This is a genomic window from Microbispora sp. H10830 (genome assembly GCF_014161375.1).
GTDB lineage: Bacteria > Actinomycetota > Actinomycetes > Streptosporangiales > Streptosporangiaceae > Microbispora > Microbispora catharanthi.
Map to the genome: position 1 here is coordinate 23,331 of NZ_JABBWX010000012.1, position 20,505 is coordinate 43,835.

Here is a 20,505-nt window from a genome sequence, read left to right on the forward strand (position 1 = left end):
GAATGTCGGGAACGGGTCGAGGGCGCCGCGCGGTGCGTGTGGCCCCGCACCGTCCCGACGTGGCCTCGCCGCTGTACCCCCTCAGGTGCGCGGCGGGGCCACCGTCTCGGCCCGCCAGCCGTCCCGAACCGGCAGGCCGAGCCCTGCCTGTGCGTAGATGTCGGCCTTGTCGACCGTCTGACGCGGCCGCGCCCGCGCGGCGACGAGCCGCACGTTCTTCCTGATGCGCCGCCTCAGCCGAGCGCCAGCTCGGCGACCCGGCGGGCCAGCAGGCGAGCGGGATCGACGACGGGGACGGGGACGCGGGAACCGTCCAAGGCCAGGACGATCTCGGTGCACGCGGCGACGACGCGCTCGGCGCCGCGGTCCGCGAGGGCGCGGGAGACCTCCTCGAGCACGTGCCGGTGGGCCGGGCCGACGGCGCCGCTCTTGACCGCGCCGATGGCCGCCATGACCCGCCGCTGGTCGGCCTCGCCCGGCTCGATCACCGCGACGCCGCGCCGCCGCAGCGCCTCCGCGTACAGGCCCGCGCGCAGGGTGCCCGACGTGGCGAGCACGCCCGCCGCGCGCACGCCGGCGGCGGCGAGGGCGTCGGCGGTGACCTCGATGATGCTCGCCAACTCCAGCCCGGCCTCGTCCGCGAGGCGGGGGACGAACGCGTGAGCGGTGTTGCACGGCACGGCGAGCACCTGGCACCCGGCCCGTTTCAGGCCCTCGATGCCGCGTCGCAGGTATGGGGTCGGGTCCTCGCCGTCGCCGACCAGGCTCAGGGAGCGGTCGGGGACGCGGGGGTCGCCCCAGATGACGACGGGCACGTGCCCCTGGTCGCAGGTCGCCGGCGTCTCCTCCACGAGCTTGCCGTAGAAGTCGACCGTGGCCGCCGGTCCCATGCCGCCCAGGACGCCGACCAGACGGGGTCCGCTCACCGGCCGCCTCCGGCCGGGCCGCGGACCCGCCGGGTGCCGCAGAACCGAGTCACCGAGATTCGTCCTCTCCCCGAGTCGCACGGTTCCCCGCGCGGTCGCGGAAGCGTCAGCGCCGTACGTCCGGGAGCCGCGACGGCTACCCGCACAAGGATCGATCTATAAGGTGATTTCGGCCTAAGAACGCAGCAAACAGCCATTGGAGGGGTGATTGTGCAGGATTCCGGCACAGAGTCGCCTCGGTTGCTGTCGGAGGCCGACCTCGAACTGATCGACGCGCTCCAGATCAACCCGCGCGCGAGCTGGGTGGACATCGGGGCGGCGATCGGCGCCGATCCGGTGACGGCCGCCCGGCGCTGGCAGCGGCTGAACGCGTCGGGCGAGGCGTGGACCACCGTCGCCCTCGGACAGCGCCAGATGCACGCGATGAGCATGGCGTTCCTGGAGATCGACTGCGAGGCCGGAGCCGCGGTCGACGTGGCGGACCGGCTCGCCACGGCCGGGCACCTCATCACCGTGCAGCACGTCGCCGCGGGCCACGACCTGTTCGTGATCGCCGTGGCCGCGTCGATGCCGGCGCTCGCGGACTACCTGCTCACGGACCTGCCGCGGGTGCCGGGCGTGGCGAAGGTGCGCACCCACGTCGCGACGCGCGTCTTCGAGGCCTCGTGCCGCTGGCGGCTGCGCGTGCTGCCCCCTCGTGCGGCGGCCGCGCTGGCGCGGCGGCCCGGCCCGCCGGAGTCGACGAGGCGGATGGACGCACTCGACCGCCTGCTGTTCAAGGCCCTGCTCGCCGACGGCCGGGCCGGTTACTCCGAGCTGGCCCGGACCGTCGGCGCATCCGAGCGCACGGTGCAGCGCAGGCTGTCCCGGCTGGTCGCGACGGGCGACATCGACTTCCGCTGCGATCTCGCGCGCTCGCAGGCGGGCTGGCACTCCTCGGCGATCCTGTGGCTGCGGATGCCGGACGGCCTGCTTGAGGAGACGGGCCGGGCGCTGCTTGGCTGGCCGGAGACGCGCACCTGCGCGGCGCTCGCGGGCACCCGCAACATGCTCCTCACCGTGGGTCTGCACGGGGTCTCGGACCTGCACCCGCTGGTGGTCCGCCTGGAGGAGCGGTTCCCCCACGTCAGCGTCGCCGACCGGCAGATCGTGCTGCGGCAGGCCAAGCTGTACGGCCGGGTCCTCGACCGGCTCGGCCGCTGCACGGCCGTCGTCCCGGTGGACCCGTGGACCCTGCCGCGGCACGCCTGAAGGGTCAGCGGGGCTCGGGGACGCCGCCGCCCCGCGCCTCCCGGCAGAGCCCGGCGCGCAGGACGTCCGCCTCGCGGCGTCCCACCACCTGCAGGTCGCCGACCGCCAGCGCGGGCAGGCCGAGCGCGGACACGACGGCGGTGAGGCGGCCGACCTCGCCGCGTACGGCGGCCTCGTCGCACCCGAACCGGGGCGCGGGGCCGCCGAGTGTCGGCATGATCAGGAGATCGACCCCGGACATCTCCGCGCAGAACCGGGCCCGGACCGCGGCGAGCTCCTCGATCGCCCGGCGATACTCCCGGTGGCCGATCCCCGCGCCCTCCAGCTTGCGCCGCACCCCCTCGCTGTAGCTCTCGGCCGCCCTCGGATAGGTGGCCTCGTGCGTGCGGCGGGCCTGCGCGCCCACGATCGTCCAGTACGGCGGGAGGATGTCGTACGGCAGGGCGATCTCGCGGACCTCGGCGCCGAGGCCGGCGAACTCCCCGGCCTGCGCGCACCCCTCGGCGACGCCGACGACCAGCCCCGACAGCGAGTCCGGCGGCTCGACCGCCTCGCCGGAGAGCACCCGCCACACGCGGGCGCAGTCGGCGACCGAGGTGGTCATGGGCCCGACGACGTCGAACATGGGGGCGAGCGGCGCGACGCCCTCGGACGGGACGGCGCCGGCTCCGGGGCGCAGGCCGACCACGCCGCAGCAGGCGGCCGGGATCCGTACGGAGCCGCCGGTGTCGGTGCCGAGGCCGAACCGGGCGATGCCCGCGGCGAGCGCGGCCGCCGTGCCGCCGCTCGATCCGCCGGGAGACAGGTGCGGGTGGCGCGGGTTGCGCACGTCGCCCCAGTGCGGGTTCTCGCTGGTGACGCCCCAGGCGAACTCGTGCTGGTTCGCCTTGCCGACCAGCAGCGCCCCCGCGCGTTCCAGCGCCCTCACGCAGGGGGCGGTGGTCAGCGCCTCCTCGCTCCCGTACAGGGCGGAGCCGCGGGTCGTGGGGAGCCCGGCGACGTCGATCATGTCCTTGACGACGAACGTCCACGCCCACAGCTCCGGCGGGTCGTCGGGGGCGGGGCGCTCGTGGCGGGCGAGCCGCTCGATGACCGGCTCGGGGCCGGCCTCGATGAGGATGGCGTGCCCGCTGTGCAGGCGGATCGCCTCGGCGGACCGGGCGATCGCCGCCTCGCGTGCCGCGACCGCCTCGGTCGATCCGGTGATCGCCGCCTCGCGTTCCATGGCCGAGGGCCTCCTCACGCCTGCTCCGGCGGCGGGGGGGCCGTCCGGTGGGGACGGCGCGGCGGGTCGTCGCCGGCCGCGCCCATGATCCGGCAAATGCTGACATATCCCCCGTTCCGCGTCGAGAGCCCCGCGCGGACCGTACGGTCAGACCGCCAGCGCGTCCAGCAGGGACAGCAGGCGGGCGGTCTCCCGCTCGGGGCGGGCGAGGGCGAAGATGCTGCGGCTGGTGTTCAGCCACGGCACGTCGGCGACCACGACGCCCGGGCCGTGCCCGCGCAGCGCGAGGCCGGGGACGAGCGCGGCGCCCATCCCCGCCTCGACCATCGCCAGTGTGATCTTGAAGTCGTCGGAGTAGCCGGCCACCCGGGGGTGCAGGCTCCAGCGGGCGAACACGCCCTCGAAGAAGGAGGCGTCACTGCTGCCCGGGTGGTGCATGATCCACGGCAGGTCGACGAGCTGCTCGGCCCGGTACGGCGCCAGGTCGCCCCACTGTGCGGGAAGGACGACCTTGTAGCGGTCCTCGGCGATCCAGCGGCGGCCCAGCGCGGACGGCCACGAGAGGCCGGAGTTCCCCACCTGGTAGACGATCGCCGCGTCCATCTCGCCTCCGGCGCCGAGACGCGGGATGAGCTGGGAGGACTCACCAACGGTGACCCTCACGCCGGCCCGGTCCCTGTCCTCCATCCGCCCGAGCACGCCGGTCAGCACGTCGGCGAAGCTGGGGAAGATGCCCAGGTGGATGCGCCGCTCGCTGTTCCGGTGCACGGCCTGGACGGTGGCGATCATGCGTTCCATGTCGCTGAGCACGGTCGCCGCCTGCCTGGCCAGCACCTCGGCGGCGCCGGTGGGCAGCACACTGTGCGCGGACCGCTCGAACAGCCGCACGCCGATCTGCCGTTCCAGCGCGGCCATCTGCTGGGAGACGGCCGACGAGGTGTACCCGAGCCGATTCGCCGCGGCGGCGAAGGAGCCGAGCTGGACCACCTCGCGCAGAGTGCGTAGGTGTTCCGGCTTCAGCATCAGCGTTCCTTGCCCTCAGGGTTGCTAAATGTCGTGTTTATAGCGCTTCCGCCTTTTTTTCGCCACTCCTACAGTGATGGACCACCGTCCTCCGAACCCGTTTGAGAGTCACATGAGCATCCGCGTGTACCGCAACGCCGCCATCCACACGAGAGCCGGCGGCGCCCCGCCCGCCCAGGCCATGGCCGTGGACGGCGAGACGCTGCTCGCCGTCGGCACGGAGGCGGAGGTGCGCGCGGCCGCAGGCCCGGGAGCGGAGCTGATCGACCTGGACGGCGCAGCGGTGCTCCCCGGCTTCTACGACGCGCACATCCACACCGCGCAGTACGCCCAGAGCCTCGGCGCGGTGGACCTGCGCGACGTGCGCTCCCTGGACGAGGCCCTCGCCATGGTGGCGGCGCACGCGGCGCGGCTGCGGCCGGGCGCCTGGCTGTTCGGCGGCCGGTGGAACAGCAACACCTGGGATCCGCCCGCCCAGCCGGACCGGTACGCGCTCGACTCCGTCTGCCCCGACCTGCCCGTCGCGCTGCCCAGCGTGGACGGCCACACCGTGTGGGCCAACTCGGCCGCGCTGCGGCTGGCCGGCATCGACGCGGGCACGCCGGACCCCGTGGGCGGCGAGATCGTCAGGGACGCGAGCGGGGAGCCCACCGGCATCCTGCGCGAGGCGGCCTCCTACCCGCTGCGCGACCTCATGGTCTCCCCCGACCTGCGCGACCTGCTCCGCGCGGCGCAGGAGGAGCTGCTCGCGCTCGGCCTGACCAGCGTGCACGACATCGACGGCGAGGACTGCCGGGCCGCCTACCTGGAGCTGCGCGACGCGGGCGAGCTGAAGCTGCGCGTCCACAAGGCGATCCCGATGGTCCACCTGGAGACGGCGATCGCCGAGGGCCGCCGCACCGGGCAGGGCGACGACTGGTTCCGCACCGGCCCGGTGAAGATCTTCAGCGACGGGGCGCTGGGCTCGCACACCTGCCACATGAGCGAGTCGTTCGCCGACGATCACGGCAACACCGGCATCGCGGTCACACCGTACGAGGAGCTGGTCGCGCTGTTCTCCCGGGCGGCCGGAGCCGGCATCGCCGTGGCGACGCACGCGATCGGCGACCGCGCCAACCACCTGGTCATCGACGCCTACGAGGCGGTCGGCCCCACGCCGGGGCTGCGGCACCGCATCGAGCACGCCCAGCACCTGCGGCCCGGCGACCTGGCGCGGATGGCGCGGCTGGGCATCGTCGCCTCGATGCAGCCCGTGCACTGCACCAGCGACATCGACCTGGTGGACCACCTGCTGGCCGGCCACGAGCTGGCCTCCTACGCCTGGCGGGGGATGCTGAACGTCGGCGTGGCTCTGGCCTTCGGCTCCGACGCCCCCGTCGAGCACCCCAACCCCTTCGCCGCGCTGTACGCCGCGGTGACCCGCACCCGGACCGACGGCACCCCCGCCGGCGGGTGGCAGCCGGAGCAGCGGCTGAGCATGGCCGAGGCCGTCACCGCCCACACCCTGGGCGCGGCCTACGCCGCCGGCGAGGAGGAGCGCAAGGGCGTCCTGACGCCCGGCAGACTCGCCGACTTCATCGCGGTGGACACCGACCCCTACCTGGAGTCGCCCGAGGCGGTGCTGCGCACCAAGGTTCTGACCACCGTCGTCGGCGGCGCGGTCCGCTGGCGGCGCATCTGAAGGAGCACCCCCCCTTGAACACCCGGATCCTCACCATGCTCGCCGTCGGCGGGCTGCTCACCGCGACCGCCGCCTGCGGCGCCCAGTCCCTGGACGCCGGCGACTCCGGCGACTCCGGCGACTCCGGCGCGGCGGCCTCGGCGCCGGCCGTCGTCCTCGACCAGGCCCCCGCCGAGGAGAAGGCGGCCGACGTCATCAACGCCATCACCCCCGACCAGGAGCTCGCGGCCAAGGCGCCGGCGAGCCTGAAGTCCGGCGGCCTCAAGGTCGTCTCCTCCATCGGCTATCCGCCCATGGAGCTGTACGCGAGCGACGGCAAGACGCCGATCGGTTTCGACCCCGCCCTGGCGCGCGCCATCGCGAGAAAGCTCGGCGTCAAGGTGACCATCACCGACGAGGAGTTCAACTCGCAGATCCCCGGTGTGCTCACCGGCCGCTACGACTTCGTCATCTCCTCCATGAGCGACACGCCGGAACGACAGGGCCAGGTCACGTTCGTCGACTACGTGCAGGCGGGCGCCGCGCTGCTGGTCAAGAAGGGCAACTCGGCGGGCATCACCGGGCCCGGGGACCTCTGCGGCAAGACGGTCTCCGTCGTCGACAACGGCTCCTCGATGGAGCTGGCCGAGAGCTATGACGCCGACTGCAAGAAGGGCGGCAAGCCCGCCGTGGACATCCTGAAGTTCCCCGGCGACACGGAAGCCATGCTCCAGGTGAGCAACGGCCGCGCGCAGGCGAGCGTCACCGACTATGTGGTCGCCGCGTACAAGGCGGCCGACCCCGCGCTCGGCATGGAGGCGATCAGCCTCGACGGGACCGCCAGCCCCTGGGGGATCGGGATGCGGCCGGACAACAAGCAGCTCGTCGACTCCGTCAAGGGCGCGCTCGACTCCCTCATCAAGAGCGGGGAGTACGGCGGGCTGCTCAAGGCGTGGAACCTGGACGCGCTGGCCGTCGAGTCGGCCGTGGTCAACGGCGGTAAGTGACGTGCGCACCGAACCGATCGCCGACGGGTCCGGCACGCCGGTCCCCGTCGCGCGCACCTGGCACTGGGGCCGCTGGCTCGCCGCGGCCGTCGCGCTCGCGGTCGCCGGCTGGCTGGCCTACCTGGTGGTGGTCAACCCGCACCTCGACTGGGGCAAGGTCGCCGAGTATCTGTTCAACGAGCGGATCCTGTCCGGCGTCTGGGTCACCATCGAGATCTCCGTGCTGGCGACGGCACTCGGGCTGGTGCTCGGCGTCCTGGTCGCGGTCATGCGCCTCGCGCACAACCCGGTGCTGAGCGGGCTGGCCGCGTTCTACATCTGGTTCTTCCGCGGCACGCCGGTGCTGGTGCAGCTCATCTTCTGGTACAACCTGGCGTTCCTGTTCCCCGAACTGGTGGTCAAGATCCCGTTCACGATGATCGGCCTCAGGTGGGACACCAACCAGGTGATGACCGGCTTCACCTCGGCCATGCTGGGGCTGGGGCTGAACCTGGCGGCGTACTTCGCCGAGACCGTGCGCGCCGGGATCCAGGCGGTGGACCGGGGCCAGACCGAGGCGGCGTACGCGCTGGGCATGACGCCGGCCAGGCGGATGCGGGTCATCGTGCTGCCGCAGGCGCTGCGCATCATCATCCCGCCGACCGGCAACGAGTTCATCTCCATGCTGAAGACCACCTCCCTGGTGTACGTCGTCGCCGGGCACGACCTGATGACCAACGCCAGCCAGATCTACAAGGCGAACAACCGGATCATGGAGCTGCTGATCGTGGCGAGCGTCTGGTACATGGTCATGACCGCCGTGGCGACCTTCCTGCAGGGACGGCTGGAGCGCCGGTTCGGCTCCGACGCCGTACGCCTGGTGCGCGGCGGCGGCGTCGCGGCCCGGGTCCTGCCGAAGGTGGCCGCGTGAGCGCCGGGGAGGGCCACGGCGCGGCCCCGGTCGTGGTCGCGTCGGACGTCCGGATGGGCTACAACGGCGTGCAGGTGCTCAACGGGGTGGACTTCACCGTGGCCTCCGGCGAGGTGAGCTGCGTCATCGGGCCGTCGGGCTCGGGCAAGTCCACGTTCCTGCGGTGCCTCAACGGGCTGGAGCCGGTGCTGGGCGGCAGCCTGCGCGTGCTCGGGGAGGAGGTCGGCCACACGCTGCGGGACGGCAGATACCACCCCTGGACGCCCAAGCGGTTCGCCGCCTTCCGCAGGAACATCGGCATGGTGTTCCAGCGATTCAACCTGTTCGCCCACCAGAGCGCGATGGAGAACGTGGCCTGCGGCCCCGTCCATGTGCTGGGCACGCAGCCGGATCGGGCGCGGGCACTGGCGATGGAGCACCTGGACCGCGTGGGCCTGGCCGACCACGCGCACAAGCGGCCCCACCAGCTCTCGGGCGGCCAGCAGCAGCGGGTGGCCATCGCCCGGGCGCTGGCGATGAACCCGGCGCTGATGCTGTTCGACGAGCCGACCTCCGCCCTCGACCCCGAGCTGGTGGACGAGGTGCTGGAGGTCATGAAGAGCCTGGCCGCCGAGGGGATGACGATGGTCGTGGTGACCCACGAGATCGCCTTCGCCCGTGAGGTCGGCGACCGGCTGGCCTTCTTCGCCGACGGCGTGGTCGTCGAAGAGGGCCGCCCCCGCGAGCTTCTCGCCGCCCCGGAGCACGAGCGCACCCGCGCGTTCCTGTCCAGCGTCCTCGGCGCCCAGGAGGGCCCGTTCGAGAAGTGAGCGCCGGCTGCCGCCGTGTGCGCGGCGGCGGGGGTCGGGCTGGGGCCGCACACCGTGCTGCTCGGCTACGTGGCGGGCAAGATCGCGGCGACGGTCGCGGTCATCCCCGGCGGGCTCGGCGTCACCGAGCTCGGCATGGCCGCGACGTTCGTCGGAGCGGGGGTCACCGGCAGCATGGCGGCGGCCGTCGTCGCGCTCTACCGGCTGATCTCGTACTGGGCCGTGCTCGCCGCCGGCTGGGTCGCCTGGCTGCTGCTCCGCGACGGGGTCCGGGCCCGGCTGGCCACGGCCGGACGGTGGCTGCTCGGCGTCGTCGGCCGCCATGAGGACGAGGCGGGCGTGCGTCCGGTGGGGTGAAGCTCACGAATCCCGGGAAACGGGTGCCAGCCACAGCCCGACGAGCGCGTCGATCAGCCCGGTCGCCGTGCCGTGCCAGCTGGATCTGAGCGTGGGGGCGCCTTCGGCGAGGGCGCGCTCGTGTTCGGCGCACACGTGTGTGATCAGCTGCCGCGCCATGTCGCCGCGCTCCGCCCGGACTTCGGCGGGCAGTTCGGGCAGGCAGCGGATGAACCCGTCCAACGCCTGTCGCAGCGAGGTGTGCGTCTCCTCGGCGATGATCGCACGCAGCGCGGGATCGGTCACCACCTGGGCGAGGAAACGGGCGTACCAGGTCGGGTTGCCCTGCGCGGCCAGATGCTCGGTGACCGGGCGGACCAGGCAGGCCACCCAGTCGCGTACGTCGGCGGAGTCGCCGATGTCGGCCAGCATCCGCTCGCGTATCCGATCGACCGGCTCGGCGTGTCTGCGGGCGATCGCGCGTACGAGATCCGCCTTGGTGCCGAAGTGGTAGCCGACCGCGGCGTTGTTGCCCTGCCCCGCGGCCTCGCTGACCTGGCGGTTGGACACCGCGAACACGCCGTGTTCGGCGAACAGCCGCTCCGCCGCCGACAGAATCCGCTCGCGGGTCACGCCGGCCCGTTCGGCTCGTGACTTACCGGTCATCCTCACCAGCGCACCGGAATCGATGCGGCAAGTCAAGCAATTGAATTAAACGTCTTCCGGCGCTCGCGGGCGCGGACCGCCAGGGTCACGGGCACGGCGTGGCCCAGCACTCCGACGCCCCAGCCCAGAACGGGCCAGATCGGCCACGGATACCAGAAGTCCGTCGCCCGCCCGACGGCGAGCCAGACGACCACCATGAGAAGCGATGTGCCGGCATAGACGCCGGCGTGGATGCGCACGCCGAGCCTGGCCGCCCTGGCCTTGCGGGCCCGGCGCAGCGCCCGGTCCCTCGACGTACGCAGCTTGGCCGGCAGGTCGGCGAGGAGGGCGTCGAGCTCGGTGCGGTGCCGCGCTCGCGTGGCGACGTCGAGGCGCTCGTCGAACTCCTCCTTGGTCAGATAACCGGCGCCGAACGCGTCGCCGAGCAGTTCGACGGCACGGTCGCGTTCGGCGGCGCCGACCCGGGGCGCGGTGGCCGGGGCGGCGGCGGGCCTGGAGCGCAGCGCTGTGCCGGAGTCGGTGTCCAAGGGAGGCCTCCAGGGGTCGGGCGGGCGATGACCGCGAACGTGGGTAACCCGAGCATCGCACGAACGCGTTAGCTAACGCAATACGCTACAGTTGACATGTGTCAACAGAAGAGGGGGGGCAGACCGATGGCGGGGTCCTCGACGACCAGTCCTTCACGACGCCAGAGGGTGCGTGACGCCACGCTGCGTGAGCTGATCTCGGTGAGCCGCGAGATCCTGACGACCCAAGGCGTAGAAGCGCTGACAATCCGGGCGGTCGCCCGGGAGATGGGGATGACCCCGCCCGGGGTCTACCGCTACTTCGACGGCCACCGCGCCCTCCTCGACGCGGTCATCGTGGCGATCCTGGACGAGCTCACCGAGTTCGTCGCCACCCGGGTCGGCGAGGTGGACGAGGCGGACACGGCGGGCAGGCTCGTCGTCGCCAGCAGGGCGTTGCGGCGCTGGGCGGTCGAGCACCCCCGGGAGTTCCACCTCTCCCTGGTCGTGTCCCCGCCGGAGGAGGAGAACCAGGCCGTCCGCCGTGCGCGAGGCCAGGTGGGCAAGCTGTTCGGGGAGATCTTCGCCGGAGCATGGCAGGACTACGGCGGCGCCTCCCCCGCTCCCTGGCCCCGCGAGCCGCGGATCGAGCCGCTGGCCGAGCGGCTCGTCCAGATCCTGGAGATCACGATGCCCTCCACCGCCGCCGCGACCGCCTTCACCCGCTGCTGGACGCGGCTCTACGGAATGGTCTGCCTGGAGTCGCTCGGCCTCCCGCGGATCATCGGCGACGAGGCGGGCGATCTGTTCGAGGCGGAGCTGACCGACCTCGCGCGGACACTCGGCCTTCCCGAGGCCGCCCTGGGCGCCGCTCGCTGACGTCCCCCCCCACCACCATCCTCACAGGAGTGCCCAATGACCCCCCTGCAGCTCAGCCAGCCGACCCAGGTGATCGCCGGCGCCGTCCTGCTGACCGTCGTGACCATCGAGTTCGGCGGATGGTTCCTCACCCGGATCGTCCGCGGTGCGGTGCCGATGACGCCCTTCCAGCAGACGTTCGCCCGCGCCGGGCACGCGCACGCGGGGGTGCTGGTCACCCTCGGACTGGTGTGCCTCCTCTTCGTCGACGCCACCGGCCTCGACGGCGTCGCCCTGTGGACCGCCCGGCTCGGCGTGCCGGCCGCCGCCGCGCTGATGTCCGCCGGATTCTTCCTGTCGTCCCTCGGACGGGATGCGACCCGGCCGAACCGGCTGATCATCCTGCTCTGGCTCGGCGCGCTCTGCCTGGCGGCGGGCGTGCTTACCCTCGGCATCGGCCTGCTGACGTGACCGGGGCGCCCGGTCCACGGGATGTGCATGAGACCGGATTCCGGGGGTAAGCGAGAGCGGGAGAGTGCGCTACGGGGCCCGCGCGGGACGGCGGCGGACAGGTCATCCGTCACGTCCCGCGCGGGCCTCGCTCACCTGTCGTGGACGGTGACCGCGTACCCGTCGGGGTCGCTGAAGGAGAACGTCCGGCCGAACGGCCCGTCGACCGGCTCGGACAGGATCGGCACCCCCGCCGCGGCGAGCTCGTCGTGGAGCCGCTGGGCGTCCTCGGCCTTGAACCACAGCGCCACCCCGAGGCCCGGACGCGGGGCCGCCTCCAGGTCGACGCCGGGCAGCGGCTCGCGCACCGCGAACGGGATGGGCGCGGTGGCGAACACCACGGCGTGCGGCGGCCCCGCCGGGTCTCGTCGCAGCCCGAGGCGCTTCTCGTAGAACGTGGCCGCTGCCTCCAGGTCGCGCACTTGCAACGCCACGAAGTCCACTCCGGTGACGGTCACGGCTTTCCTCCTATGTCAGAGCTTTGACACAAGCGACCATATGTCAGAATGCTGACATGAGGCAAGGGAGCAACGACGCCGACCTCGGCCGCCTGGTGGGCTACCAGTTGAAGAGGGTCCAGGCGGCCCTGCGCTCGGCGATGGACGCCGCGCTGCGCCGCCACGACCTGACCACTCCGCAGTACGTCTGCCTGGAACTGCTCGACCAGCGGCCGGGGCTGTCCAACGCCGAGCTGGCCAGGGGCGCCTTCGTGACCCGGCAGTCGATGAACGTGTTGCTCCGCAACCTGGAGGACACCGGGCTGGTCGAGCGGCCGGCGTCCGCGCCGCAGGGCAGAGCCCTGCCCACCACCCTGACGGCGGAGGGCAGGGCCCGGCTCGCCGCCGCGCGCGGCGACGTGCTCGAGATCGAACAGCGGATGACCGCCGACCTGGACGCGGAGCAGGCCGACCTGCTGCTGGGCCACCTGGAGCGGATGACGGACGCCCTGGAGGACCGCCCGTCCCCGGTCCGCCGACAGCGGTAGCGGAGCCGCCACCCCGCAGGGCCGGGAAGACATGCCCCCGCCCACCCTCGGGATTTGCCTACTCTGACGTCAGAGTAGGGTGATGCGAGTCACGTGGTTCTCCCGGCCGACGCGGCAGCCGTCCCGCGACGTCCCCGCGCCCCGCGTCGTGACCGCCGGGAGGCCGGGGACCCGGGCGGCCCCGCCGCCCGCGGGGGCCGGCTCGCGCGGGAGCCTCCTCCGCGGTGGGTCCGGCCACACGAGAGACCGCACGTGGAGAGGAGGACGATGTCCGTCTACCGCGTCAGGATGTACAGCGGCTTTCAGCGCACCCTCACCGCCGACCGCGTCGTCGTCAACGGCGACAACGTCTGCTTCGAGCGGAGCAGGAACGGGTCCTGGGTGGCGGCGCTCCAACTGCCGACACAACTGGTCACCCGGGTCCGCCGGCGGTGCGTCCAGCCGGACGGCACGGTGACGTGGAACGTCGAGGAGCCGGAGCCCAGCACCTACTGATCGCACGCGCTCGCTCCGCCGGGCATCGGGGGGTTATTGCTCTATAACCTTCCGTGAGAGTAGAGTCTGCCCCGCTTGCGGTGGGACTCCGCTTCGCCGCGTGCTCGCCCATCGCAGGCGTCAACGCCACCGCACGGCCCGCCTGGCCCTTCCCCCTCGCCGGGCGCGCCGTCGCGGTGGGGGCCGGCGCTGCCGAGGGCTCCACCAGGGCGGGCTCGGGGCCTTATGCTTGTCCTCCCCTCCAGCCGGACTCCCGGACGAGAGATATCGTCACCGACGAGTTCCAGGGAGCTGTTCTGCGAAACCCTACCCATACGTGAGGGTAGGCCGTGAGTGGCGACGGTAGCCGCACGGGAGCGGCGACCACGGGGGGTAGGAAAGGTGAGCGGAGCGATGCCTGAAGGTCTGGTGCAGATCGGTGAGGTCGCCGAGCGGCTCGGGCTGTCCCTGCGCACCATCCGCCATTACGAGGAGGTGGGCCTGGTCGTGCCCGCCCGTACGCAGGGGGGTTTCCGGCTCTACAGCGAGGAGCACGTGCAGCGCCTGGCGCTGATCAGGCGGATGAAGCCGCTGGGGTTCACGCTGGAGGAGATGCGCGACCTGCTGGAGATCACCGATCGGCTCACCCGCGGCGACGACGACCCCGGCCTGCTCTCCCGGCTGCAGCTGTTCGAGAAGGCGGTCGCGGAACGCGCCGACAAACTGCGCGAGCAGCTCGCGATGGCCAGGGAGTTCGCCGAGCAGCTCCGGCGTCAGCGGTTGAACGTCCCGAAAACCACCTCCGCCCGCTGATCCGTCTCCCTCGTGCCTGTCTAAGTCCGTCCCAAGTGCCGCCTAAGCCCTGCCGCCTAGGTTCACCGGCGTGAGGAATTCCGCTGCGAGGGAGCATGGGATGTCCCTGTCGCCCGCGTCCGGCACGGCCGGGCGCACGAACTGGCCCGCCGAGATCCTTCCGGTGCTCGAAAACGCGCTGACGTGCGAGTACGCCTCGCTCACCCGTACCGGCGCGCCGATCACCTGGCCAGTGGGGCCCTACGTCGCCGAGGACGGCCGTACGGTCGACGTCTCGACCGGCCTGACCTATCCGTCCAAGGCCGAGCGGGCCAGACGCGACCCCCGGGTCGCGCTGCTGTTCTCCGACCCCACGGGGTCGCCCGTCTCCGGCCCTCCCGTCGTGCTCGTCCAGGGCCTGGCCACCGTACGCGACGGGGATCTGCAGGCCAACACCGATCTCTATCTGCGGCGGACGCTGGCGAAGTATCCGCGGGCGATCGCCCGGCAGCCGTGGTTCCTCGTGCGACGCCAGGCCTGGTACTGGGCGCGGATATGGATCGAGGTCACTCCGCTGCGCGTGCTGTGGTGGCCGCACGGGCGGCTCGACGCGCCTCCTCAGCGGTGGGAGGCGGCCCCGGAAGCGACCGCGCCGCCGTCGGATCCCGCCCCCACAGGAGCCGGCGCTCCGGGGTGGCTGGAGCCGCCCGCCGACTGGCGCCCGCGCGCCGACCACGCCGTCCGCCTCGGCGATCCCGTGCTGACCGTGATCGGCGAGGACGGCTGGCCCCTGCCGCTGCGTTCGCTGGGCGCGACCCGTGTGGACGACGGCTTCCTCGTGCGGACCGGCCCGCCCGGCGTCCTGGCGCGTGGACGGGCCTGCCTGACCTTCCACACCCATGGCGCCGACATGAGCGGCCAGGAGAACGTCGTGCTGGTCGGCGAGGCCACGCCCCTGCCCGACGGGGTCCACGTGCGGGTCGAGCGCGCCCTGGCCGACTTCAGCCTCAGCGGGAGCCGTCTCGGGCAGGTGCGGAAGATGATGCGGACCGCCCGCGCCCTGGCACCGCGACTCGAACGGGAGGCCGCGCGACGCGGGCAGCCCGTTCCCGCGCTCCGGCGTCCTCGCTGATCACAGGCGCGCGAGCGCGTCACGAGCCGCCTTCTCCCAGTGGGGGGAGCCCACCTGCCGGGCCACCTCCACCGCACGGGCGTAGTGTCCCGCCGCGGCCTCGGGCCCGCCGAGGAAGACGGCGAGGTCGCCGAGCGTGTGGGCCACCGGACCGAAGGTGACCGACGCGCTGCTCATCCCGGCCATCTCCCCCTCCACGGGGAGGAGCTGGCGGTAGCACTCTCCGGCGGCCTCGCGGTCCGCCAACGCGATCGCGGTCACCGACCGCGCCGCCATCATGCCCACCCAGGAGAAGTCACGGCGCGGGAGGGCCGCCGGCCACACGGCCCTGGCCTCCTCCAGGCGGCCGGCCGCCACGAGAGCGCGGGCGTACAGCTCTTCGACCTCCTGCGGGATCCGCTCCCACACCGGGGTGATCGCCTCCACGCACTCGTCGAAGCGTCCGGCCGCGAGACGGACCGCGAAACAGCCCACAGCGCCCATGAGGGACGATATCGACGCCCCCGACTCCGCCATCCGCTTGCCCAGCGTCGTGTACGCCTCCTCGGCCTGCTCGAACTCTCCCCGCAAGAGCAGATGAAGGGCGTCGAGGAACGCGAGGATGCCGAGGGCGTGGCCGAGCTGGCCGCTCGTCGAGTGCTCCGCCGCCTGGTCGGCGTGGTGCCGGGCGCCGGCCCAGTCGTTTCGGCTCAGCGCGACCATGCAGAGCGCCGCGTGGCCGAGCGTCTGGTAGCCGAGCAGCCCGGCCGACGAGGAGACCCGCAGCAACTCGTGCCCCAGTCCTTCGAGCTCCTCGCGCCTGTCCGGGGCTTGGCAGGCCCAGTATCGGGCGTTCAGCGCCATGCACAGCAGGTGGGGGTCACCGATGTCGCGGGCGATGGCCACCGCCTCCGTGCTCGCCGTCTCCACCCGGGCGCCGTCGTGTCCCTCGACGGCGTGGCACAGCGTGACCAGCAGAAGGCAGCGTGGCTCGCCCGTCTCCCGGGGAATCGCGTCCTCGATGGCGTGCACCAGATCGCGATCGAGCCTCCGCTCCGGCTGGATGGTCCAGATGACGGGCGCGTCGAAGGCCACCGCGGCCCGGGCGACGGCCTTCGGATCGGCGGTTCTCCTGGCGACGGCCAGCGCCTTCGCCCGGGCGTCGAGCGCCCCTTCCACCTCACCGGCGTGCGCCAGCGCGGACACCAGGCGGCACATCAGGTCGAGTCGCAGCGCATCGGGCGGGTCAGGCGCGAGATCGAGCGCACTCAGCGCGCCGTCCAGGAAGGCCGCCGCGTCCCGGTGGGCGTACAGCGCGGACGCCTGGGCCGCCGCGCGCGACGCGTACTCCGCCGCGGCCGGCGCGGTCGCGGTGGTCGCGGCGGCGAGGGCGTGATGCCCAAGCGCCCCGACGTCCCCGGGCCGCACGGTCTCCAGGGCCGTCACGACCTTGCGGTGCATCCGGGCGCGCCGCAGCCGGGGAATGTCCTCGTAGAGGGTCTCGCGGACCAGCACGTGGGCGAAGCGGACCCGGCCCGGCCGGGGTTCCTCCAGCAGCCCGGCCAGCACCCCCGCCTCCAGCCCGTCGAGCACGGTCTCCTCGTCGGCCCCCGGCATCGCGATGAGCACGTCGGCGTCGACCTCCCTGCCGAGCACCGCCGCGTTGCGCAACGTCACCTGGACCGCGCCGGGGAGGTGGGCCACCCGCCGCCGGATCAGGTCCCGCACCCCGGGCGGCAGCACGTTCACCGCGGAGGGGCCGTCGATCGCGAGAAGCCGCGCCGTCTCGCTCACGAACAACGGGTTGCCGCCGGTGCGCTCGCTGACCTTCCGCGCGGTCGCCCGATCCACCTCCATGCCGGACCGCTCGGTGAGCAGCCGGGCGACCTCGTCCGGTGCGAGACCGCTCAGCTCCAGGTTCTCCACGGTCTGGACGGCGAGGGCGGCGGCGGTCGCCATCAGGTCGGCGCTCGACTCCCCGGGCCGGTGCGTGAGCAGGACGAGGACGGGTGTCGCGGCCAGCCGTACGGCCAGGTGGCGCAGCAGCTGAAGGGTCTCCTCGTCGGCCCTGTGGACGTCCTCCAGCACGATCAGCAGCGGCCCCGGCACCCCGTCCACGTAGTCACCCACGGCCCTGGCCAGCCAGAACTGGCCGACCGGTGCGGCGTCGTCGGTCAGCAGCGGCGCCAGCCGCGCGGCGGTCTCCGGCGGGGGCGGAGTGGTCGCGGCGAGATCGCGCAGCACCTCGCTCCACGCCCACGCGGGCGGCACCCCGCCCGTCGTCTCCGGGCAGCGGCCGACGACGGTCCGCCAGCCCCGCGACGACAGGTGCCCCACCAGGGCGTCGGCCAGGGTGCTCTTGCCCAGCCCGGCCTCCCCGCCGAGCCACGCGACCCGGAACCCGTCCCCGGCCTGCTCCGCGGCGGCGGTCAGGCGGGACAGCTCCCTCGTACGGCCGACCATCCTGCCGGGGGACGGCGGGCGCGGCCGGTCGGGCGGAACGACCAGCGGCGCCGGCACGGGCTCCCGGATGATCAGGTCGAGGGAGGGGGCCTGGGCGAGGATGTCCGCCTCCAGGCTCCGCAGGGCGGGCCCGGGGTCCACGCCGAGCTCATCCGCCAGCAGGGCCCGGGTGCGGCGCAGGACCGCGAGGGCCTCCCCCTGACGGCCGGCCCGGTAGTAGGAGAGCGTCAGCAACCGGACCGCGTTCTCCCGCAGTGGGTGGGCGGCGACATGCCGTTCCAGCTCGGGGACCAGTTCGGCGTGGCGGCCGAGCGCCAGGCCCGCCTCGGCGCGGTATTCGACCGCGACCGCCCGCAACTCCAGCAGGTGGCCCACCTCGGGCACGGCCCACTCCTGGTCGGCGAACTCCGCGTACGCCTGGCCGGTCCACAGCGACAGCGCCTCGCTGATCGTGTCGAAGGCGCCGGCGGGTTCGCGCCGGGCGAGGAGGCCGGCCGCGGCGTCGACCAGCTTGGGGAAGAGCCAGGCGTCCACGTCCTCGGTGTCGAGTGCGAGGCGATATCCGGGCGGCGCGCTCACCAGCACGCGGGCGGCGGCCCGTGGCGCCCGCTCGGGCTCCAGGACACGGCGCAGGTTCGAGACGTACACCTGCAGGGCGCCGAGCGCCTTCGGCGGCGGCTGGCCCTTCCACAGGTCGTCGATGAACCGGTCGGTGGACACGATGTGCCCCTGTGCGCAGACCAGCCGGGCCATCACGGCCCGGTGGAGTGACGTGCCGAGCTCGACAGGACGGCCCGCCACCTCCGCGCCGATGTGACCCAATACCAGAACGCGCACCATAGCGGGAAAAGCATAGGTCTGTTTCCTTTTACGGTGACAGCTCGTTGGGGTGAGCGCTCGATTCCCGCAACGGCGGCCCGCCGTCCGCCCGGGCCTGCGGGTAATGGTTCGTTATGCGGATACCCGCCCTCGCCTTGGGGATAGCGTGCCTTCGTATGGCCTGCCTAATCTGCGATAAGTGACGCTCTTCCCGACCGTACGACGCGCCGCGCACGGAGCGTCGGGGTGCTTCGCCACGGGAGGTGCCCGCTGGTGACCAAGGAGCACGACACGATGAACTCGCAGACCATGGACCGGGCCGACGTCTCCGCGGCCGAGGTTGTCAGTTCCGTATACACGTGTCCGGTGCCGCACTCTCCTCAGGAGGTCAGCGGCGTGCGACGCCATGCGCTCGGTGTCCTGGCGGCCTGGGGAACGCCCGGGACCACCGCGCAGGAGGTCGTGCTGGTGATCTCCGAGATGGTGACCAACGCCGTACTCCACGCCCTGCCGCCGGCCGAGCTCCGGCTCTTCGTCTACGCCGACGGCGATCGGCCGGTCATCCGGGTCGAGATCACCGACGGCGGAGCGGCGCCGGTGTGGCCGGGAACCGCCCCGTCCCCGGACGAGAGCGGGCGCGGCGGCGTCGTCGTCGACGCCCTCGCCATCCGGCACGGCTCTCTGAGCCGTCCCTCCGGCACCACCACGTGGTGGGCGGACCTGCCGGCCCGCTGAGCGGCCGTACGCCCGCGCTCAGCGGCGCAGGGTCTCCGACGGGGACTCCCCGAAACGCCGGCGGTAGGCGAGGGCGAACCGCCCCAGATGGACGAACCCCCAGCGGTAGGCGACGTCGGTGACCGTGGTGGCGCCCGGATCGTGGACCGTGAGTTCGGCACGCACCCGCTCGAGGCGCACCTCCCTCAAGTAGCTCATGGGCGTCGTCTCCAGCTGACGCCGGAACCCCTCCTGAAGCGCCCGCGCGCCGACGCCCACCGCCTCGGCGATCTCCTCCACGGTGAGCGGTTCCGCCGCCCGCGCCTCGATCACGTCCACGGCCCGTTCCACCGCCGTCGGCGCGACGCGGGGCTGCCCGCCCGACAGCGCCTCGCTGTAGTTGCTGGGCTGGGCCAGCAGCAACTGCGTCATCAGCAGCCCCTCCAGCTGTCTGAGCGCGACGGGCTGCTCCAGCATGGCGCCGCCTGTCTCCGCCTCTCGCCTGAGCAGTTCGACGACCGAAAGCCACGATCGGGCGGGGGGCCGGGTCAGGTCCATGCCGAGGGAGAAGGTGAGCGGACTGCGGGGCGTGCGCCCCATGAGCTTGCCGAGGTGGGCTTCGAGCACGGCGCGGTCGAAGCGGACGATCAGCGACTCGTGCCCGGGGGCCCATCGCATGGACATGGGCCGCGTCAGCGACAGTACGGAGGCGAGCTCGGGCGTCGACACGATCCGTTCACGGCCGTGGGACACCTCCGCCCTGCCGGTCAGCGGGATCTCGACGAGCAGGTAGCTGTCCAGCGGCTGCGGCGTGATCAGCACCTCCGTGCCGTAGCCGAGCGAGTACAGCCCGACTCCGTCGAACGTCATCCCGTTCAAGCGGGCGTCGAACCGGGTCTCCGAATCCACCGGGCGCAGCCCGTGGTCGCCGAGGTCGTTTCCGACCCGCGTACGGGCCTCGTCGACGTCGTGTGTGTACAGCCGCACATGCGCGGCGAGTGGTAGCGATTGTTCGGCCATTTCGCCTCCCCAAGCGGGCAGGCCCCCCGTTCCCGCAGGTGGCGGGCGCGACACAAGCCTACGCGCGCGGCCCGCTGCGGCGGGACACGGCCGCGGTGAGGACCGGCCGGACGGTCAGATCAGGCGGCGGGAGACGATCCCGCTGCCGACGTCGTGGCCGCACCACAGGCGGAAACGCTCCCCGGGGCGCAGATACTCGACCGCGTCGTCGTCGGTCGTCGCGATGGTCACCACGTGCAGCCAGTCTCCCGGGCTCAGCGGCTCCTCGTCGTCCGCGGTGATCGCGACCTGGAACGGCCGGCTGAACCGCATGCCCTCCTCTCCGGCGCAGGCGCAGATCACCAGCGACTGCGTGCGGAAGGGCAGTTCGTGCGGCAGACCGCCCTGGTCGGAGGGCAGGAGCGTGATGAGTGCCTTTGCTTGGACGGTCATCGAGACCA

Annotated in this window: 23 protein-coding genes; 13 read left to right on the top strand and 10 right to left on the bottom strand. The window is 72.9% G+C overall.

Features of this window, described 5'->3' with window-relative positions:
* Positions 1-81: 81 nt before the first annotated feature.
* Both HHX35_RS43840 and HHX35_RS27650 read right to left on the bottom strand, forming a co-directional pair.
* Complete coding sequence (locus tag HHX35_RS43840) at positions 82-213, bottom strand: hypothetical protein (RefSeq protein ID WP_259405468.1); 132 nt, start codon at positions 211-213, stop codon at positions 82-84.
* 20 nt (positions 214-233) lie between these two features.
* A complete protein-coding gene (locus HHX35_RS27650) occupies positions 234-926 on the bottom strand; it encodes an aspartate/glutamate racemase family protein (protein ID WP_220505972.1) in 693 nt (230 codons plus the stop codon).
* Between the two features lie 204 nt (positions 927-1,130).
* Between HHX35_RS27650 and HHX35_RS27655 the strand changes: the two genes are divergently transcribed.
* The gene (locus HHX35_RS27655) at positions 1,131-2,177 is read left to right on the top strand and encodes an Lrp/AsnC family transcriptional regulator (protein WP_182901644.1); all 1,047 of its coding nucleotides are present in this window, start codon (positions 1,131-1,133) and stop codon (positions 2,175-2,177) included.
* 4 nt (positions 2,178-2,181) lie between these two features.
* Here the strand turns inward: HHX35_RS27655 and HHX35_RS27660 are convergent, their stop codons facing one another.
* Both HHX35_RS27660 and HHX35_RS27665 read right to left on the bottom strand, forming a co-directional pair.
* Positions 2,182-3,402 carry an amidase gene (locus tag HHX35_RS27660; protein WP_182901645.1) on the bottom strand — a complete coding sequence of 407 codons (1,221 nt, stop codon included), beginning with the start codon at positions 3,400-3,402 and terminating at the stop codon, positions 2,182-2,184.
* A 147-nt stretch (positions 3,403-3,549) separates the two neighbouring features.
* On the bottom strand, positions 3,550-4,425 hold the full coding sequence (locus tag HHX35_RS27665) for a LysR family transcriptional regulator (protein ID WP_182901646.1): 876 nt from the start codon (positions 4,423-4,425) through the stop codon (positions 3,550-3,552).
* Between the two features lie 112 nt (positions 4,426-4,537).
* Here HHX35_RS27665 and HHX35_RS27670 point away from each other — a divergent pair, with 112 nt between their 5' ends.
* From HHX35_RS27670 to HHX35_RS27690, 5 genes are read left to right on the top strand one after another with little or no spacing between them, the layout of a single operon-like run.
* Positions 4,538-6,106: an amidohydrolase gene (locus HHX35_RS27670; protein WP_182901647.1), complete on the top strand. Its 1,569-nt coding sequence runs from the start codon at positions 4,538-4,540 to the stop codon at positions 6,104-6,106.
* Positions 6,107-6,120: 14 nt separating this feature from the next.
* Entirely contained in the window at positions 6,121-7,092 is a 972-nt protein-coding gene (locus tag HHX35_RS27675; protein WP_182901648.1) for an ABC transporter substrate-binding protein, read from the top strand.
* A 1-nt stretch (position 7,093) separates the two neighbouring features.
* A complete protein-coding gene (locus tag HHX35_RS27680) occupies positions 7,094-8,002 on the top strand; it encodes an amino acid ABC transporter permease (protein WP_182901649.1) in 909 nt (302 codons plus the stop codon).
* A 53-nt stretch (positions 8,003-8,055) separates the two neighbouring features.
* Positions 8,056-8,811 carry an amino acid ABC transporter ATP-binding protein gene (locus tag HHX35_RS27685; RefSeq protein ID WP_182901882.1) on the top strand — a complete coding sequence of 252 codons (756 nt, stop codon included), beginning with the start codon at positions 8,056-8,058 and terminating at the stop codon, positions 8,809-8,811.
* Positions 8,812-8,826: 15 nt separating this feature from the next.
* Complete coding sequence (locus HHX35_RS27690; protein ID WP_182901650.1) at positions 8,827-9,168, top strand: flippase-like domain-containing protein; 342 nt, start codon at positions 8,827-8,829, stop codon at positions 9,166-9,168.
* 3 nt (positions 9,169-9,171) lie between these two features.
* On the opposite strand, the gene HHX35_RS27695 is transcribed toward HHX35_RS27690, so the two are convergent.
* Both HHX35_RS27695 and HHX35_RS27700 read right to left on the bottom strand, forming a co-directional pair.
* Positions 9,172-9,813, bottom strand: coding sequence for a TetR/AcrR family transcriptional regulator (locus HHX35_RS27695; RefSeq protein WP_182901651.1), 642 nt, complete (start codon positions 9,811-9,813; stop codon positions 9,172-9,174).
* A 32-nt stretch (positions 9,814-9,845) separates the two neighbouring features.
* A complete protein-coding gene (locus HHX35_RS27700) occupies positions 9,846-10,340 on the bottom strand; it encodes a DUF1707 domain-containing protein (RefSeq protein ID WP_220505973.1) in 495 nt (164 codons plus the stop codon).
* A gap of 168 nt (positions 10,341-10,508) precedes the next feature.
* Here HHX35_RS27700 and HHX35_RS27705 point away from each other — a divergent pair, with 168 nt between their 5' ends.
* Entirely contained in the window at positions 10,509-11,198 is a 690-nt protein-coding gene (locus HHX35_RS27705; protein WP_182901652.1) for a TetR/AcrR family transcriptional regulator, read from the top strand.
* 36 nt (positions 11,199-11,234) lie between these two features.
* Complete coding sequence (locus HHX35_RS27710; protein WP_139575659.1) at positions 11,235-11,648, top strand: hypothetical protein; 414 nt, start codon at positions 11,235-11,237, stop codon at positions 11,646-11,648.
* Positions 11,649-11,779: 131 nt separating this feature from the next.
* On the opposite strand, the gene HHX35_RS27715 is transcribed toward HHX35_RS27710, so the two are convergent.
* Positions 11,780-12,145 carry a VOC family protein gene (locus tag HHX35_RS27715; RefSeq protein WP_182901653.1) on the bottom strand — a complete coding sequence of 122 codons (366 nt, stop codon included), beginning with the start codon at positions 12,143-12,145 and terminating at the stop codon, positions 11,780-11,782.
* Positions 12,146-12,201: 56 nt separating this feature from the next.
* On the opposite strand from HHX35_RS27715, the gene HHX35_RS27720 reads away from it, so the two are divergent.
* The 4 genes from HHX35_RS27720 (at position 12,202) to HHX35_RS27735 (ending at position 15,070) form a co-directional block, all read left to right on the top strand.
* Complete coding sequence (locus HHX35_RS27720) at positions 12,202-12,672, top strand: MarR family winged helix-turn-helix transcriptional regulator (RefSeq protein WP_182901654.1); 471 nt, start codon at positions 12,202-12,204, stop codon at positions 12,670-12,672.
* 267 nt (positions 12,673-12,939) lie between these two features.
* Positions 12,940-13,167: a hypothetical protein gene (locus HHX35_RS27725; protein ID WP_182901655.1), complete on the top strand. Its 228-nt coding sequence runs from the start codon at positions 12,940-12,942 to the stop codon at positions 13,165-13,167.
* Positions 13,168-13,560: 393 nt separating this feature from the next.
* The gene (locus HHX35_RS27730; protein WP_182901656.1) at positions 13,561-13,959 is read left to right on the top strand and encodes a MerR family transcriptional regulator; all 399 of its coding nucleotides are present in this window, start codon (positions 13,561-13,563) and stop codon (positions 13,957-13,959) included.
* A 100-nt stretch (positions 13,960-14,059) separates the two neighbouring features.
* Entirely contained in the window at positions 14,060-15,070 is a 1,011-nt protein-coding gene (locus HHX35_RS27735) for a hemerythrin (protein WP_182901657.1), read from the top strand.
* Here HHX35_RS27735 and HHX35_RS27740 read toward each other — a convergent pair whose 3' ends face one another.
* On the bottom strand, positions 15,071-18,352 hold the full coding sequence (locus tag HHX35_RS27740) for a BTAD domain-containing putative transcriptional regulator (RefSeq protein ID WP_182901658.1): 3,282 nt from the start codon (positions 18,350-18,352) through the stop codon (positions 15,071-15,073). It lies immediately after the preceding gene.
* Positions 18,353-18,604: 252 nt separating this feature from the next.
* Between HHX35_RS27740 and HHX35_RS27745 the strand changes: the two genes are divergently transcribed.
* Positions 18,605-19,066: an ATP-binding protein gene (locus HHX35_RS27745; protein WP_220505974.1), complete on the top strand. Its 462-nt coding sequence runs from the start codon at positions 18,605-18,607 to the stop codon at positions 19,064-19,066.
* An 18-nt stretch (positions 19,067-19,084) separates the two neighbouring features.
* Here HHX35_RS27745 and HHX35_RS27750 read toward each other — a convergent pair whose 3' ends face one another.
* The gene (locus tag HHX35_RS27750; RefSeq protein WP_182901659.1) at positions 19,085-20,065 is read right to left on the bottom strand and encodes an AraC family transcriptional regulator; all 981 of its coding nucleotides are present in this window, start codon (positions 20,063-20,065) and stop codon (positions 19,085-19,087) included.
* A 114-nt stretch (positions 20,066-20,179) separates the two neighbouring features.
* Positions 20,180-20,497, bottom strand: coding sequence for a hypothetical protein (locus tag HHX35_RS27755; protein ID WP_182901660.1), 318 nt, complete (start codon positions 20,495-20,497; stop codon positions 20,180-20,182).
* Between the last annotated feature and the right edge of the window lie 8 nt (positions 20,498-20,505).